Source organism: Bradyrhizobium sp. USDA 376 (assembly GCF_054063675.1).
On sequence record NZ_JBSSGN010000001.1, the window covers coordinates 7,445,197 to 7,461,179 of the forward strand.

Genomic DNA, 15,983 nt, shown 5'->3' on the forward strand with positions numbered 1-15,983 from the left:
TTTTATTGACGTTTTGTTAAGGGAACCGAGGCGCCCTGCTTACGTGCCCCGGACGCAGCGCAGCGCCTCTTCAGCGATGCGCTGCAGAGCCGGGGCCCATTTCAGCGAAAGGATTTGCTGCAGCATGGGTCCCGGCTCTGCGCGGCAGCGTTACACGCTGCAGCGCGTCCGGGACACGGGAGCGGTGATTAACTCGAAAAGGTGCCGCTGCGATCGCTGAAGAGGTCGAGCGGCTGCGGCGGCCGCACGTCCGGCGTTGCCGAAGCGACCGAGGTGAGCGAGGCGTTGTTGCCCCACAATTTCTGCACCGTCGCCGAGACCGGCTGCGTGGCATCGCCGGGCTGATAGATCGAGCGAAACACCGGCGTCGTCGGCGCATTGTCGGCGACCGTTGTTGACGACGTCGCGCTGACAGGCGTCACCGCGCGTGTATTCGGGAAGGTCTGGAGATAGGCGGCGTTGTCGATGACAGGCACTGCGGGCTGCACGCCGTTGGCGCTGGCGACCTCGGTGGTCGAGGGCGTGCCGCCATACATCGCCATCGCACTGCGCGTGACTTTCGAATTCGCCGCGCTGGCATAGCGGGAATCCAGCACCGAATAGACCTCGGAGACGCTGCGGGCGCGGCCGTCCCTGGCGTAGAAGATCGAGCGGTTGGCCGCGGCCGCATTGGGAAACAGCCGTGCACCGACCGCTTGCGGATTGTCCTCGGCATTGGCGATCAGTTTTGCGGCCCCGCCGACGCCCATGAAATGCGCCATATAGAGCTCGCTGTCGCTTGGCCTGCGGCCGAGCAGGCCAGTCAGCTTGAAGCTGTTCGACTGCGTCAGCGCCGCCGCCATGCTGGATGCGGCCTCCGGATCGTCGCGCAGCTTCATGATCGACCGCTTCGTGACGGGGTCGTCGACGGTGTAGGTGCCGGACGACGTCCTGGTGATCGCGTCGGCGTAGTTGCCATAGCCGAGCTGGGCCCCCGCCTCTTTAACGGTACCGAGCCAGGTTTGGTCGATGAATTGGTAGAGCCCGTGCGCGGACGATGTGGTGGCCCCTGCCGTGGGATCGAAATCCGATTCCATCTTGGCGGTGGTCAGCATGTACTGGAAGCTGACGCCGGAGATGTTCGAGGCCTGCTTGATCGCACCGGCGACGCGCGCCCGCGACGGATCGAGAACCGCCGTCTGTGAGGCACTGGAATTGTCGACCGACATGATGGAGTGCCCGCCCCGCGCGGCGTTGAGGGACGCCGGCAATTCGGCGCCCTGTCGTCTCACCGTGGGACAGGTATGGTTAATGCGGAGTTAATTCGGCACTCCCCGCCGCCCCGAGTCATTCCGGGGCGCACCCCAGGTGCGAGCCCGGAATCCATCCAGCCGCGCGTGATGCCGTACGATGGATTCCGGGCTCGCACCTGGAGTGACAGGTTGCTACTTCTTGTAGACGTCGTTCGGATCGAACAGGCGCTCGGCGTCGGTGAAGACCAGCTTGGCTCCCCCGCCCTCCGCCTCGACCTTGCGGTAGAAGCACGACCGCCGCCCGGTGTGGCAGGCCGCGCCGATCTGCTCGACACGGATCCAGACCGCGTCCTGGTCGCAATCGGTGCGCATCTCGACCACGCGCTGGGTCTGACCTGAGGTCTCACCTTTTCGCCACAAGGCATTGCGCGAGCGGCTGAAGTACCAGGCTTCGCCGGTCGCGATGGTCTTGCGCAGCGCCTCGTCGTTCATGTGCGCGACCATGAGCACGTCGCCGGTGGCGACGTCGGTGGCGACGCAGGTCACGAGACCGTTCGCATCGAAGCGCGGCCGGAAGGATAGCCCTTCCTCGATCTCATGGGAGTGAGCGGACACGACTAACCTCGCCAGTTAACTCGCGAGGTCAGCGCTGCAGGCCTCGCACCAGGGACAGGAAACGGGCCTGCTCCGCCGGATTGTCGCGGAACATGCCGGTGAAGCGGCTGGTGAAGGTGGAGGCGCCATGCTTGGCGACGCCACGCACCGACATACAGGTATGCTCGGCTTCGATCAGGACGGCAACGCCGCGCGGCTTGAGGATCTCGTCGATGGCCGCCGCGATCTGCGCCGTCAGGTGCTCCTGGGTCTGAAGCCTCCGGGCGAAGATGTCGGTCAGGCGGGCGAGCTTCGACAGACCGACGACGCGTTCCACCGGCGTGTAGGCGATATGCGCCTTGCCGTAGAACGGCATCATGTGATGCTCGCACTGCGAGGTGAACTCGATGTCGCGCACCAGCACGAAATCGTCATAGCCGGCGGTCTCGCCGAAGGTGCGGTCGAGCACCTCGGCCGGGCACTGGTGGTAGCCCTGATAGAGCTCGTCGAAGGCCTCGACCACGCGGCGCGGCGTGTCGAGCAGGCCCTCGCGTTGGGGGTTCTCGCCGATATAGGCGAGCAGCGTCTTCACCGCAGCTTCCGCCTCGGCACGCGCCGGGCGCGGCTGGTCGGCGCGGACGGCGGCCGCAAGGAATTCGGCGGGATCGAGTTCGGCCGGGCGGCTCTCGGGCTGCTTGTTGGGGCGGATCGGCTTGATTGTAGCGTCCATGTCTACTCCGTTCGACGGCCTTGTGGCCGGAGTGTCACCGGCAGACGGGGCGGCAAGCCGCCAGACGCCTGAAGAGAACAGTTTTGGCGAAAAGGCCCTTCGGTCACAACGTCGATAGTGCAGATCTGGATCGCAGCCGACGCACCGCTGGACTGTTTTTCCGCCAGTTCCGCCCCTATATAGGACCGTGGACGGCGCCCGCCAAGTCCGATCCGGCCCGGAAGTGGGTGTGGAAGTGTTGGACTCCATCACATGCTGAACGACATTTATAACAAGCGGATCATCGAGCTGGCGGGGAATATTCCGCGCATCGGACGGCTTTCGGACCCCGATGCCACCGCAACCGCCCACTCCAAATTGTGCGGCTCGACCGTGAAGGTCGATCTCAAGATGAGCGGCGACACCGTCACCGACTTCGCCCATGACGTGAAGGCCTGCGCGCTAGGCCAGGCCTCTTCATCCATCATGGCAAGTCACGTGGTCGGCTCGACTGCGAGCGAACTCCGTGAGTTACGCGAAACCGTTCGCAAGATGCTCAAGGAGAACGGCACGCCTCCTCAAGGCAAATGGGAGGAGATCAAGTTCCTCGAGCCGGTCCGTGACTACAAGGCGCGGCACGCCTCGACGCTGCTGACCTTCGATGCGGTGGTGGATGCGATCGGCCAGATCGAGGCCAAGCAGCCCGCCGCAGCACAGGGCTAACGCTCCCCGTCATTCCGGGGCGATGCGCAGCATCGAACCCGGAATCCCGGTCGAGATTCTCAGGTGCGCAATTGCGCACCCTAGTTCGCGCTATGCGCGCCCCGGAATGACTGCCAAGATCTGAGAGCTTACTTCTGCGCCGCCGTAGCCGGAGCCGGCGCTGCCACGCCGCCCGTGGGCATCAGGGCTTCCGCCGTCTTGGTCGACTTTGCCGACTGCTCCGGTTCCGTACCGAACCTCGCCTGCGTCTTCGGTGCGAGCTCCGCCATAGCCGGCGCCGTGACGTCCACATGCGGCAGCACGTCGGCGACGAGATCAGTCGTCACCAGATTGGTGAGCTTGAGTTCGCCGGCATCGAGCTCGTGCAGATCTTCCCAAGGCGGCACACTGAGCGCGAGCGACAGCAGGTCGCCGGCGCCGCCCATGTCAAAGGTGTATTTGGCCAAGCGGCCGATGTCGCGTTCCACGATCATCAGGTCCTGCGCGCTGTAGCTCGCCGCCTTGGCATCGTCGGCGCGGTCACCCATCCAGATCTGGTGGACGCGGACATGCGCCGCTTCCGGCACGTAGCGCTTCTTGCCGGCCAGCAGCAGGAACGCGCACATTGACTCGCAATAGGCCTCAGGCGCGACCGCCGGACGGGCCGATTGCCCGCTGCGGTTCTGAAGGCTGATTCCGACCGTCGTCAAAAGTCCGAGATTGCGGAAGCGCCGGCCGAGGGTGATCGCGTCGTTGACGGAACCACCGCTGGAATCGAGCACCACGGTGGCACCGCCGAGCTGGCGTCCGCGCGCAAACTCCTCGAACTCCTTGGGCGTGTCAGCGGTGATGATGCCGACCGCGCTGATCCAGCCGCGGCAGTTCGGCTCGCAAGCGACCCAGCTGAATTTCATCGGCAGCTTGCGCTCTTCGAGAGCGCTACCCGCTCGGGCCGACGACCCGAACGTCGCGACGGCGCCGGCCAGCGCGACTCCACAGACGGCGGTTCCCACCAGCAACCAGCCGCGAAGATCAAGGGAGCTCAGAAGTTTCAATCTGGTTCCTTCCCCAAAACCCCAAGGTCGCCAAACAATCCCCGGTAGCGCCCTCTGAGTCCATCATACAGGCGTATGTTTCTACACACGGGCGTCATAAAAATGGTATCCGGGCGAATACAGATCGTCCACAGATACTTGCTGCACTGCTCCCAGAAAGCAGGCAAAATATGGCGCGCAAACAACACCTTACAGTTCCCTGCGCCGGAACCGCGCAACCCTTCGCCCAACGTCGCAGCAACGCGCCCATGAAGCATTCAACCTGCGAGCATTGTTCCACTCCCGTCGAGGGCCTCCTTCGCCTTCCGCGGAGATTTGGCCGTGCACTGATCTGGCTCTATCGCCACACGCTCTCGCCGCTGGTCGGGTACAATTGCCGGCACCTGCCGACTTGCTCCGTCTATGGCGACGAGGCGATCGAGCGCTTCGGTCTCTGGGCCGGCGGCTGGATGACGCTCGCGCGCCTGCTCCGCTGCAATCCATACGGCACCTCGGGCATCGACAATGTGCCGCTCGCCGCGCCCCAAAACGCGCGCTGGTATCTGCCCTGGCGGTATGCCCGCTGGCGCGGCGTCAACGCGCCCTAGACATGCAGCCCTGAGCGGAACCGGAACTTTCGCTTCGCGTTGTTGTGATGCTCCCACGGGAGGAAACTACAATGCGCTGGAAAATCAGCCCTCATTTTCACTTCAGATCTGGGCCGGATCTCAAGGCTGGTTCGAAAGGCCACGATCCAAGAACTCTCGACATGCTCGCCATCATCGCCCTGCTGTTGCTCGCGGCCGGTTCCGGCTGGTATCTGGCGATGAGTTTTGCGATCCCGCCCGGCACCACGGCCTTCATCGTTCCGAGCCAGAGCGTGCACTGGTAATCAGCGGAACCAGAAGAAACGTCCTTGTGACGGCGGGATAGACTCGGGCGGACGCGGCCGCTTTGGACGTGGCGGTCTTGGTGATGGCTCGGCAGACGATGTCGTCTCCGCGCCCGGCGTTTCGGTCCCCGGCAGTTTCACCGACAGCAGCAAGTTCGACTCGTGCATGCGCCAGCGATAGCCGACGCCGAAGTCGATCGGCTGGGCGCGCGTGAACAGTTCGGCGTAGCGTTCCTGGTAGCGTCCGGGGAATTCGCTGATCGGCCCGAGGTAACGGCCGAACGGGAAGAAGCGCCATTGCCGTGCATTGTAGTTGGAAAGCGGGATGCCGGAATCGTCCTGGACGATGGTGGCGCTGTTGGCGAGCAGCCAGTCGCGGACGACGGTGAAGTTGCCGGAGTGCAGGAGATAGGACGCGCTCTTGAGCAGGCTGTTGCCGGGGCCGAGCGTCTCGCAGAACTTCAGGAAACCGGTCGCACGCGCGCCTGAATTCGAGAGGTCGGTCGAGAAGTAATACAGCGTGCGCACCTCGCCGTCGCTGCCGGCGAAAGTGATGCGGACACCACGCGTCGCGTTCGGTCCCGGATTGTCGCCCCCCACATGCATCCCGCCCTTGTTGTCGAGCGCGACCATCTCGACGTTGCGGATGGTCTTGCCGGAGCGGGCGAGGAAGACATAGAGGATCGGCAAGGTGCCGTTGACCTGGTTGGTGTGCAGGTCGACCTTCATCTGCTTGGTGATGAAGAAGGAGAAGCTCAGGATCGAGCCGAGCGAGCGCTCGACATTGTAGAGCGCCGCGCCGACCGAACCTCGCGGCAGCTTCGTCAGATCGGGCACGGCGCCGACCGGCTCCAGCGCGCCGAGCACGTAGGTGCTGGCCTTGGAATAGAAGGCATTGGCGTAGAGGAAGTCCGGGCCGCTGAACATGTAGAACATGGTCGGCCGCGGCGCGGCCAGATTGACGTCGGCCCAGGCGCGGATCTTCGATATTTGCCGCTGCTCGAGCTGGGCGAAGGCATTGTCGAAGAATTTTGCGTGATGCTGCCAGTTGGGGTCCCTGGTCAGCGGTACCAGCGGCGAGTCCGCCGCAGGCTGCATGCCGGCGAGGAAGCGCGCGGTATCGTCAAAGGTGACGTCGGCGGCCCGTGCGGACGAGACGGCCGCAGCCAGGAGGGCAAGGGCGACGGCCGCAATTCTCATGGGTCGAAACATGTTTATTCGCGGTGTGATGAATTGCCAGCGGCGACCGGCCGCCTGCGGAAAATAGCATAGATCAGCAGGCCCGAGAGCATGACGAGCATCCCCGAGAGCGACTGCACCGGTCGCTCGGTCAAGAGGTAGTACATCATGAACGCGGTCACGAGCAGGAAAACGAGCGGCGTGAACGGGTATCCCCAGGCGCGATAGGGCCTGGGCAGATCGGGATCGGTGATGCGCAGCTTGATGACGCCGGCGACCGTGAAGAACGAGCAGAACAACAGTGCGAACTGAATGAAGTCGAGCACGGCCTCGAAGCTGCGCGTGAACAGCAGCATGGTCGCGACCGCAAGCTGGAACAGGATGGCATAGGCCGGCGCGCCGTTCACCGATCGCTTCGAGAACACGCGCAAGGCGGGAATGTCCTCCCCCATCGTCATCATCACGCGCGGGCCGATCCACATCATCGCGCTGATCGAGGAGATCAGGCCGACGCAGATCATGGCGCCGACGATCCGGCCGCCGAGGCTGCCGAAGATGGCGGTGCCGGCGACGCTGGCGACGTCGAGCTGGCCCGCGAGCGCGCTGACCGGCGTGGAATAGAGAAACACCGCGTTCAGCGCCACATACAGCATGAGCACGATCAGCGTGCCCGCGAGCAGCGCACGCGGCAGGTTCTGCTGCGGCATGTTCATCTCGCCGATGATGTAGGTCGCGGCATTCCAGCCCGAAAACGAGTACATCACGAACACGAGCCCGATCGCGAAGGGCGCGCTGACGATATGCGCGAGGTCGCCCGGCTGCGGCGTGAAGGCGATCGGCTGCGGCGCGCCGATGATGAAGCCGGCGACCAGGAAGGCGACGATCAGCACGACCTTCAAAATGGTCGAGATCAGCTGGAAGGTCGAGGAGTGCCTGACCCCGGTCAGCTGCACGATCGAGACCAGCCACACCACGCCGATGGCGAGCGGGATCGGCGGCAGATCGGGAATGACCGACTTGGCATATTCGCCGAAGGCCATCGCGGCGAGCGCGACCGGCGCTGCAAAGCCCACCGTCGCCGAGACCCAGCCGGCGAGAAAGCCGAAGGCGGGATGATAGGCGCGGCCGAGGAAATTGTACTCGCCGCTCGAGCGCGGAAACATCGCGCCTAACTCGCTGTAGGCGAACACCCCGCACAGCGCGACGATGCCGCCAACGGTCCAGAGCAGGAGGATCGAGAAGCCGGATGGGATGTCCTTGACCTGGAAGCCGAGGCTGGTGAAGACGCCGACCCCGATCATGTCGGCAACGACGATGGCGGTTGCGACCAGAGCGGAGACCCCGGGCCCGCTCCCGGTCAGCCGGCCAGTCCAGCGCGCGGGTCCCGCATCTGATGCCGTCATCGGGGTCCTTAACCTCAGGCGTCACGCCTCGTGGGTAGCATCGTGCAGTTTGGTCCAGTCAATTCAAGCAGGGTTAACAAGGGCTAAATGAGGCAAGGGATATCGGTATTTCAGCACCGCTTATGTATGCTCCCGGGCAATAAAGCTGCGCGAGTACCGGAGTATCCCGTCCCCCTTCCCCACAATCACGACACGATTGCATGGTCCTTTTGAGCATTCCGGATGTGGGGAAGTTTCTCCGGACACTTAACGTCACCTAAACGCCAGTCGGCTCAATTATCTTAAACATTGCCGCTGGATTGGGGTCATGGGTGGATGGTCGGGGCCGTTCCGAACATAAGAGCTGACATTCGTGCCGATCGGACGTCGTCCGGTCGGCACGGTCGTGCGCTCCGGGTCGGCCTGATCTCAGCCTTGGTACCGCTGTCGCTCACACTGGTTCAATGCGGCAAGGCGCCCGATCCGGCAGCGCTCGCGGCGAACTCGCAGGCGAACGTCCAGGTGGTCGCCAAGACCAATACCCAACAGGTCGCAAGCGCCGACACATTCGAGGATCGCTTCCCGGCCCCGCAGTTTAGGGAGCGCTTCCCCTCTGCGAGCGAGAGCTTGCTGCAACGGCAGATGTCGGACTTCTCGCCCAAGCGTGCCGTGCAACAGCAGCCGGAGCAAGCGCCCTACAAGGTCGCCTCGCTCGCGCCGCACGTCCCTTACCAACGTCCGCCGCGTGAAGACCTGACGACGCTCGTCAGCATGAAGTCGTCGGCCTTCCCCTATTTCGGCAACAACCCCGCCTCCGACGCGCCGTTCCTCAACATCTCCAAGGGCGACCGCCGCGGCCACCGCAGCTATTCCGGACGCGTCTACTGGCAGGACGAGACCTACAGCGACAGCCGCGTGCTGGTGCACGTGCCCGAGCATTTCGACCTGCGCAAGCCGGGCGTGATCGTGGTGTTCTTCCACGGCAATGGCGCGACGCTGGAGCGCGACGTGCGCAACCGGCAGCTGGTGCCGCAGCAGATCACCGATTCCGGCGCCAATGCCATCCTGCTTGCGCCGCAGATGGCCGTCGATGCCGCCGATTCCAGCGCCGGAAAGTTCTGGCAGGCTGGCGGCTTCAAGCGCTTCATGGAGGAATCGGCCAGCCATCTCGCCCGCCTCACCGGCGATCCCAACAGCGCGCGCGCCTTCGCCAACATGCCGATCGTCATCGTCGGCTATAGCGGCGGCTTCCTGCCGACTGCATGGAGCTTAGAGGTCGGCGGCATCAGCGACCGCGTCCGCGGCGTGGTGCTGCTCGACGCCGTCTATGGCGAAATGGACAAGTTCGCCTCCTGGATCGAGAGCCACCGCTCCGGCTTCTTCGTCAGCTCCTACACTCGTTACACCGCACGGCGCGACCGCGAGCTGATGAGCATGCTCAGGCAGAAGGGCATCAGCGTCTCCGAGGACATCGACGGGCCCTTGCGTCCCGGCAGCGTGGTGTTCGTCGAAACCGGCGACGGCATCACCCATCGCGACTACGTGACCCGCGCCTGGACGCGGGATCCGCTCAAGGACGTACTGGTGAAGATGTCGGCGACGCCGGCACTGGCCCTGACGCGGGTTGCATCCACCAATCCCGCCGCATCGAGCCGCTAGAAATTGCGCCAGCCGGTATTTGGCTGCGCTGCCTGCAATTGTCTCAGGCTCTGATCAAAATGTGATGTTGATGGGCTTTCATCCCCGGGAGCCAACGGATTGCGCCCGCTGCCAACGACCATAATTTGCCAGCCGAGTTGCGGTCGGAATTCTGCGGGGACAGGCGGGTGCGTCAGGGACTTTACAAGGCCGACTTCCACACGGTTCACGGGACCGGGTGCGGCGTCGTCTATGTGATGGATGGCAAGATGCGCGGCGGCAATTCCGCCTTCGCTTTCATCGGCACCTACACGGGCGAAGGCGACAGCATCAAGGTCAAGATCTCGACCCAGCGCTACAATGACGATCCGTCCTTCAAGGCGGTGTTCGGCATCGACCGGATCACGCTGACGCTGACCGGCCGGGAGGACGGCGACACGGCGGAGTTCGAAGGCAGCGCCTTGCAAGCGCCGGGCGTTGCCTTCAGGGCCGTGCTGAGCCGGATCAGCGACTGAACGTCAGCCGGTCCTCAGGTCTTGACGTTCAGGTCTTGGGCAGCTTCGGAATGCTCTCGGCAAAGCCGTTGAAGCAGGCCAGCCGCTCGTCCTCTTCCTTGAAGAAACGGCAATCGGCGTAGCCCTTGGCCTTCGCCGGCTTGGGCTTCGGCGCCGGCGGGATCACCGCGTCGTAGCAGTTGAGACGGTCCTTGGTGCCGTCGTCGATCTCGAGACAGGCCTGGAGCCGCGCCGCGATCGATTGCGGCTTGCCCTTCGGCGCCGGCGCGGCGGTTGCGGCCGCCGCCTTGGTCCCCTCCTTGGCCCCCTTGGGCTTGACCTGCACCAGCGGCTTGTCTCCGATCATCGGTGGCTTGTCGGCTTGCGCGAACGCGGAGGTGGAATAGAACACCGCGGCAACCGCCAGAATCATCCTCATCTCAGTCAACTCTCTTTGGTCCCCATGACCGGCCTTCTAGCGCTGTAGCGCGCCGTTTGCCAAGCACCTTGCGCACACGAAAACGCGCGATTTCAGGCCGTCGCAGCCGCAGCCGGCCGGGGCCGGGGCCGGGTCAGGATCACCAGGATCAGCGCCAGCACCACGAAGCCGACCGCCACGAAGCCGATCGTATGCAGGAGCTCGCGGGCGAACAGCAGTCCGCCGGTGGCGGACCCGACGGCCTGGCCGATATAGAGGACGGAGGTGTTGAGCGCGACGGTCGCCGGCGCCAGCGGCGGCGCGGCCGCGACCAGCCGCACCTGCTGCATCGAATTGGTCGAGGCAAAGCCCAGGCCCCAGATCGCGACCGCGATCGCCATCCACGCGATGGTGCCCGCGCTCAGTGCCCAGGTGGTGATGCCCGCAAGCACGAGGCAAGTGAACAGCAGCGAGGTCCGGTAAGGCCCCCAGGTGTCGACGATGCGTGTCGCGATCGCGACCCCGATGAAGCCGCAGATGCCATAGATGGCGAACACCATGCCGACCGCATCGGGGCTCGCCCCGGTCAGCTTCTTCAGCAGCGGGCCCATGAAGGTGAACACCACGAACTGCCCGGACATTTGCAGCATGGTGATCGCCAGCAACAGCAAGATCGCCCTGCTGCGGCCGACCGCGCTCCAGGTCTTCAGATCCACCGGCGTGCCCTTCAGCCCCGCCCGCAAACGCAGCAGCAACAACAGGAAGCTGATGCAGCCGAGCGCGCCGATCCCGCCATAGGCGGCGCGCCAGCCATAGCGGCTGGCGATGAAGGTGATCAACGGCAGACCGACGGCAGCCGCCAGCGACCAGCCGAGGAAGATATAGGCGATCGTGCTGCCGCGCCGCTCCGCCGGCACGATCAGCGCCGCCGTACCGGCCGCCTGCGGCGTGTAGAGCGCACCAACCGCGAGCATGACCAGGCGGATGACGAGCAGGCTCGCATAGTCGGGCGCAAACGCCGAGGCGAGATTGCCGAGCGCGAGCACCGCCAGCGTCGTGGTGAGCAGAGTCCGTCGCTCGATCCGGCTGGTCAGCCACGCGGTCAGCGGCGAGCCGATGCACAGCGTTATCGCGCCGAAGGTGATCAGGAGCCCGGCCGCGTGGACGCTGATCCCGAGCCCCGCCGACAGTTCCGGCAGCATGCCCGCCGGCGCCAGCACCGAGCAGCCGGTGACGAGATTGCCAAGCATCAGGGCAGTCGGCGCGAAACGGCCGACGGCGGGCGGATTTTTCATGCAGCTGCATGTAGAGCGGTCGCGCAACCAGTTAAAGGGCTCGGCACCAAATAGTTGAGTACCGCCCCGGCTTTTGCGCGCCACTTTCTTGGAAATGCCGGATTGCACAGGCCGAATCGCCTGATATATCGCTCGTTCCCGCTTACCTGCGCTCGTTCGCAGGAGTGAGCCTCAGGAGAAAGCAATGACCGACCAGCCCAAATCCGAGTCCGGCTTCCAGTACAGCCTGTCCAACCTGAAGCCCGTGACCCCCGCTCCCAAAGTCACCCTGACCTTCCCCGACGGCGCCCGGCGCGAATACGACAAGGGCATCACCGGCCTCGATATCGCCAAGGGCATCTCGCCGTCGCTGGCCAAGCGCACGGTTGCGATGGCGCTCGACGGCGCACTCGCCGACCTCGACGATCCCATCGAGGCCGACGCCAAGATCGAGCTCGTCAATCGCGACGATCCGCGTGCGCTCGAACTGATCCGCCACGACTGCGCCCACGTGCTGGCCGAAGCCGTGCAGACGCTGTGGCCGGGCACCCAAGTCACCATCGGCCCCGTGATCGAGAACGGCTTCTACTACGACTTCTTCCGCAACGAGCCGTTCACGCCGGAAGACTTTGCCGCGATCGAGAAGAAGATGCGCGAGATCATCGCGCGCGACAAACCCTTCACCAAGGAAGTCTGGGACCGCGAGAAGACCAAGCAGGTGTTCCGCGACAAGGGCGAGGCCTTCAAGGTCGAGCTGGTCGACGCCATTCCCGGCAACGAGCCGATCAAGATCTACTACCAGGGCGACTGGTTCGATCTCTGCCGCGGTCCGCACATGACCTCGACGGGCAAGGTCGGCAATGCCTTCAAGCTGATGAAGGTGGCCGGCGCCTATTGGCGCGGCGACAGCAACAACCCGATGCTGACCCGCATCTACGGCACCGCCTTCGCCAAGCAGGAGGACCTCGACGCTTATCTGAAGCAGATCGAGGAAGCCGAGAAACGCGACCATCGCAAGCTCGGGCGCGAGCTCGACCTCTTCCACTTCCAGGAGGAAGGTCCGGGCGTCGTGTTCTGGCACCCGAAGGGCTGGACCATCTTCCAGCAGCTGATCGCCTATATGCGCCGACGCCTGACCGGGGACTACAGCGAGGTCAACGCGCCGCAGATCCTCGACAAGGTGCTGTGGGAGACCTCGGGCCATTGGGGCTGGTATCGCGAGAACATGTTCGCGGCGCAGTCGGCCGGCGACGAGGCCGAGGACAAGCGCTGGTTTGCGCTGAAGCCGATGAACTGCCCGGGCCATGTCCAGATCTTCAAGCACGGCCTGAAGAGCTACCGCGACCTGCCCTTGCGCCTAGCCGAATTCGGCGTGGTGCATCGCTACGAGCCGTCCGGCGCCATGCACGGCCTGATGCGCGTGCGCGGCTTCACCCAGGATGACGCGCACATCTTCTGCACCGAGGACCAGCTCGCCGACGAGTGCCTGAAGATCAACGATCTAATCTTGTCGACCTATGCCGATTTCGGCTTCACCGGCGACCTCACGGTGAAGCTGTCCACTCGCCCCGACAAGCGCGTCGGCACCGACGCGATGTGGGATCATGCCGAGCGGGTGATGGCAACGGTGCTGCGCGAAATCCAGACGCAGAACAATCACATCAAGACCGAGATCAACCCGGGCGAAGGCGCCTTCTACGGACCGAAGTTCGAATATGTGCTGCGCGACGCGATCGGCCGCGACTGGCAGTGCGGCACCACGCAGGTCGACTTCAACCTGCCGGAGCGGTTCGGTGCGTTCTACATCGACCATGACGGCGGCAAGAAGCCGCCTGTCATGGTGCACCGCGCGATCTGCGGCTCGATGGAGCGCTATATCGGCATCCTGATCGAGCACTATGCCGGCAACTTCCCGCTCTGGCTCTCGCCGGTGCAGGCCGTGGTCACGACCATCACCTCGGAAGGCGACGAGTACGCCAAGCAGGTGCTGGAGCTGGCGCGGCGCGCCGGCCTTCGGGTCGAGATCGACCTGCGCAACGAGAAGATCAATTATAAGGTCCGCGAGCACTCGCTGGCCAAGATCCCGGCCCTGCTCGTGGTCGGCAAGAAGGAGGCCGAGACGCATTCGGTCTCCGTCCGACGGCTCGGCAGCGACGGCCAGAAGGTGATGACGACGGAAGAGGCGATCGCCGCCCTGGTCGACGAGGCGACGCCGCCGGATGTGAAGCGGGCGCGGGGCGCCATCTGATCCCTGAAATCGATCTAAACTCGCTTCCGGTTGCGGGCGTGCATGCTTATCTCAGCATGGCACGCCCGACGACCAGCTGAAGAGGACCTCCCCGTGCCCGACGCCATCGAACTCCTGAAGTCCCGCCGCTCGGTCAAGCCGCGCGAGATGACCGCACCCGGCCCGTCGGCGACCGAACTCGAGACGATCCTCACCATCGGCGCGCGCGTGCCCGATCACGGCAAGCTCGCGCCCTGGCGCTTCATCATCTTTGAGGGCGACGCCCGCCAGCGTGCCGGCGAGGTGATCGCCAAGGTCTTTGCCCGCAAGAATCCCGGCGCACCTGTCGCCGACGTCGAGACCGAGCGCAAGCGCCTCATGGACGCGCCGCTGGTGATCGGCATCGTCAGCTTCACCAGGCCGCATCCGAAGGTGCCGGCCTTCGAGCAGGAACTGTCGGCGGGCGCCAGCGCCATGAACATCGTCACGGCTGCGACCGCGCTCGGCTACGGCGCCTGCTGGCTGACCGGCTGGTTCGCCTTCGATCGCGACGTACTTGACGGCCTCGGCCTCAAGCCGGACGAGAAGCTCGCCGGCTTTGTCCATATCGGCACGCCGACCAAGCCGAGCGAGGACCGTCCGCGCCCCACCCTGTCCGATATCGTGACCAGGTTCTAGGCCCGGAAAGCTCGCGCCTTTTAGGCTCAAGATCTTATCTCGGCTCGAAGAACAATGATGCCAGCTGCTTCGTGAGTTCAGCCACGCGCGCGCTGCCGAGACTCGCTCGAACGCACATAATCCGGCGTATGGTCGGCAATTCAGGAAGATAATAGTCCTTGGCGACGACCACCGTGCCCGGCACCTTGCTGGCAGGCACGGCGGTGAATCCCATGCCGGCTTCCACGGCTCGCAGCTTGACCTCGAAATCGGGGCTGCTGAAGACGATCTTGTATGAAATCTCGTGACGTTCGAGCGTTCGCACCATCCAATCGTCGCCAGGCCATGTCAGGATCGGAATGGGAGATCCCGGACTTACCACGAACGGCTTCGCCCTGACCCAGACGAGCGGCTCTTCAATTCCCGCCACGATCATTTGGCGGATATCGCTATCCATGCGCTGTTGATCAAACATGCAGGCAATGTCGAGATACCCCTCGATCAAGGCTTTGGCGAGGGTGCCTGACTGATCGACCTGGACGAAAATGCCGGAAAGACTGCCGGCAGATTGCTGCGCCTTGAAGAAATCGGTCGCGAAGAGTGAATTGAGCCCCAGCCTGACCGGCTGCGAACGATCGGTATTGCCGGACAGTCTCAGTAACTGGTCATTTGCCTCGATCATGCGCCTGGCTTGTTGCAGAGCGAGCCTGCCGAAATCGCTGAGGGCCGTACCGGTCGAGGTCCGCTCAAACAACGGCCCTCCCACCAGATTCTGAAGCCTCTTCATCTGTGAACTGATCGCCGGCTGGCTCAGGCCCAACAGTTCACCGGCCTTCGACAGGCTTCCGGTCTCGGAGATCGCAATCGCGGTACGCACGATTTCCGTAGGAATATTTACGTACCCCTTGCGTTGATTCATTTAATTAATCTCCTTAAAAATACTTAACCGCAGGTTGTCTCCGTTAGAATCACCCTACAACTCTGAAGTGTTGATCTAAAACAAGCTTTCTATAGCCCCATAAATTTTTTGAGGCCCAAAGGCCGCAATGGAACCCGCAAGTTTACGGAACGATCCATAAAATAAGCCGTAACGAGCCTGCCCCCATCCTCGACCACAACAAAGGGTTGAGGTTCGACATGCTTCGATTCGTGCGCTGCCTGCGCGGCGCTTCCGCCGTCGAATTCGCGCTGATCACGCCTCTTTTTCTATTAATGCTGTTTGGAATCGTCATCTTCGGCGGCTATCTGACGATGATTCACGGGGTCCAGCAGTTTGCCGCGGAAGCTGCCCGCTCGTCGGTCGCCGGCATCTCCGACGGCGAGCGCAACACGATTGCAACCGGCTACGTCTCTGCAAACGCCTCGACCTACCCGCTGCTCGACCCGGGCAAAATTGTCGTCAGCGCCGCTCCATCGAGCAGCTCCACGAACGTGTACGTGGTGACCGTGACATACGACGCGTCTAACAGCATCATCTTCGCGCTTCCACTCGCACCGGCTCCCTCCTCCACGATCGTTCGTTCCGCCGCCATTCCCTATGGAGGGTTCTAG

Annotated in this window: 17 protein-coding genes; 8 read left to right on the forward strand and 9 right to left on the reverse strand. The window is 63.8% G+C overall.

Translation table 11 applies throughout. The features are described 5' to 3' along the window. Nucleotides 1–188: 188 nt before the first annotated feature. From ACVJ19_RS34990 to folE, 3 genes are all read right to left on the reverse strand, one after another. Nucleotides 189–1,250, reverse strand: a complete 1,062-nt coding sequence (locus ACVJ19_RS34990; protein WP_453953617.1) for a lytic transglycosylase domain-containing protein — start codon at nucleotides 1,248–1,250, stop codon at nucleotides 189–191. A gap of 174 nt (nucleotides 1,251–1,424) precedes the next feature. Continuing rightward, nucleotides 1,425–1,847 (reverse strand): phosphoribosyl-AMP cyclohydrolase, encoded by a 423-nt coding sequence (gene hisI / locus ACVJ19_RS34995; protein ID WP_453953618.1) that lies wholly within the window; start codon nucleotides 1,845–1,847, stop codon nucleotides 1,425–1,427. Nucleotides 1,848–1,875: 28 nt separating this feature from the next. Further along, nucleotides 1,876–2,556 (reverse strand): GTP cyclohydrolase I FolE, encoded by a 681-nt coding sequence (folE, locus tag ACVJ19_RS35000; protein ID WP_453953619.1) that lies wholly within the window; start codon nucleotides 2,554–2,556, stop codon nucleotides 1,876–1,878. A gap of 252 nt (nucleotides 2,557–2,808) precedes the next feature. Here folE and ACVJ19_RS35005 point away from each other — a divergent pair, with 252 nt between their 5' ends. After that, on the forward strand, nucleotides 2,809–3,258 hold the full coding sequence (locus ACVJ19_RS35005) for an iron-sulfur cluster assembly scaffold protein (RefSeq protein WP_211412737.1): 450 nt from the start codon (nucleotides 2,809–2,811) through the stop codon (nucleotides 3,256–3,258). Between the two features lie 128 nt (nucleotides 3,259–3,386). On the opposite strand, the gene ACVJ19_RS35010 is transcribed toward ACVJ19_RS35005, so the two are convergent. Beyond that, nucleotides 3,387–4,292 (reverse strand): hypothetical protein, encoded by a 906-nt coding sequence (locus ACVJ19_RS35010; protein WP_453953620.1) that lies wholly within the window; start codon nucleotides 4,290–4,292, stop codon nucleotides 3,387–3,389. A 248-nt stretch (nucleotides 4,293–4,540) separates the two neighbouring features. Here ACVJ19_RS35010 and yidD point away from each other — a divergent pair, with 248 nt between their 5' ends. Together yidD and ACVJ19_RS35020 are read left to right on the forward strand one after the other, a co-directional pair. After that, entirely contained in the window at nucleotides 4,541–4,879 is a 339-nt protein-coding gene (gene yidD / locus ACVJ19_RS35015) for a membrane protein insertion efficiency factor YidD (protein ID WP_211412739.1), read from the forward strand. A gap of 71 nt (nucleotides 4,880–4,950) precedes the next feature. Continuing rightward, nucleotides 4,951–5,163 (forward strand): hypothetical protein, encoded by a 213-nt coding sequence (locus ACVJ19_RS35020; RefSeq protein WP_453953621.1) that lies wholly within the window; start codon nucleotides 4,951–4,953, stop codon nucleotides 5,161–5,163. On the opposite strand, the gene ACVJ19_RS35025 is transcribed toward ACVJ19_RS35020, so the two are convergent. Then, the gene (locus ACVJ19_RS35025; RefSeq protein WP_456739486.1) at nucleotides 5,164–6,375 is read right to left on the reverse strand and encodes a hypothetical protein; all 1,212 of its coding nucleotides are present in this window, start codon (nucleotides 6,373–6,375) and stop codon (nucleotides 5,164–5,166) included. It lies immediately after the preceding gene. Nucleotides 6,376–6,377: 2 nt separating this feature from the next. Next, nucleotides 6,378–7,745: an APC family permease gene (locus tag ACVJ19_RS35030; RefSeq protein ID WP_453953623.1), complete on the reverse strand. Its 1,368-nt coding sequence runs from the start codon at nucleotides 7,743–7,745 to the stop codon at nucleotides 6,378–6,380. Between the two features lie 315 nt (nucleotides 7,746–8,060). Between ACVJ19_RS35030 and ACVJ19_RS35035 the strand changes: the two genes are divergently transcribed. Both ACVJ19_RS35035 and ACVJ19_RS35040 read left to right on the forward strand, forming a co-directional pair. After that, the gene (locus ACVJ19_RS35035; protein ID WP_453953624.1) at nucleotides 8,061–9,383 is read left to right on the forward strand and encodes an alpha/beta hydrolase; all 1,323 of its coding nucleotides are present in this window, start codon (nucleotides 8,061–8,063) and stop codon (nucleotides 9,381–9,383) included. Nucleotides 9,384–9,550: 167 nt separating this feature from the next. Next, on the forward strand, nucleotides 9,551–9,877 hold the full coding sequence (locus ACVJ19_RS35040) for a hypothetical protein (RefSeq protein WP_453953625.1): 327 nt from the start codon (nucleotides 9,551–9,553) through the stop codon (nucleotides 9,875–9,877). A 28-nt stretch (nucleotides 9,878–9,905) separates the two neighbouring features. Here ACVJ19_RS35040 and ACVJ19_RS35045 read toward each other — a convergent pair whose 3' ends face one another. Continuing rightward, nucleotides 9,906–10,295 carry a hypothetical protein gene (locus ACVJ19_RS35045; RefSeq protein WP_453953626.1) on the reverse strand — a complete coding sequence of 130 codons (390 nt, stop codon included), beginning with the start codon at nucleotides 10,293–10,295 and terminating at the stop codon, nucleotides 9,906–9,908. Nucleotides 10,296–10,387: 92 nt separating this feature from the next. Beyond that, nucleotides 10,388–11,569 carry an MFS transporter gene (locus ACVJ19_RS35050; RefSeq protein WP_453953627.1) on the reverse strand — a complete coding sequence of 394 codons (1,182 nt, stop codon included), beginning with the start codon at nucleotides 11,567–11,569 and terminating at the stop codon, nucleotides 10,388–10,390. Between the two features lie 184 nt (nucleotides 11,570–11,753). On the opposite strand from ACVJ19_RS35050, the gene thrS reads away from it, so the two are divergent. Then, complete coding sequence (gene thrS / locus ACVJ19_RS35055) at nucleotides 11,754–13,796, forward strand: threonine--tRNA ligase (RefSeq protein ID WP_453953628.1); 2,043 nt, start codon at nucleotides 11,754–11,756, stop codon at nucleotides 13,794–13,796. 93 nt (nucleotides 13,797–13,889) lie between these two features. Next, on the forward strand, nucleotides 13,890–14,453 hold the full coding sequence (locus ACVJ19_RS35060) for a nitroreductase family protein (RefSeq protein ID WP_453953629.1): 564 nt from the start codon (nucleotides 13,890–13,892) through the stop codon (nucleotides 14,451–14,453). 34 nt (nucleotides 14,454–14,487) lie between these two features. Here the strand turns inward: ACVJ19_RS35060 and ACVJ19_RS35065 are convergent, their stop codons facing one another. Continuing rightward, nucleotides 14,488–15,351: a LysR family transcriptional regulator gene (locus ACVJ19_RS35065; protein WP_453953630.1), complete on the reverse strand. Its 864-nt coding sequence runs from the start codon at nucleotides 15,349–15,351 to the stop codon at nucleotides 14,488–14,490. A gap of 218 nt (nucleotides 15,352–15,569) precedes the next feature. On the opposite strand from ACVJ19_RS35065, the gene ACVJ19_RS35070 reads away from it, so the two are divergent. Further along, on the forward strand, nucleotides 15,570–15,983 hold the full coding sequence (locus ACVJ19_RS35070) for a TadE/TadG family type IV pilus assembly protein (protein ID WP_453953631.1): 414 nt from the start codon (nucleotides 15,570–15,572) through the stop codon (nucleotides 15,981–15,983).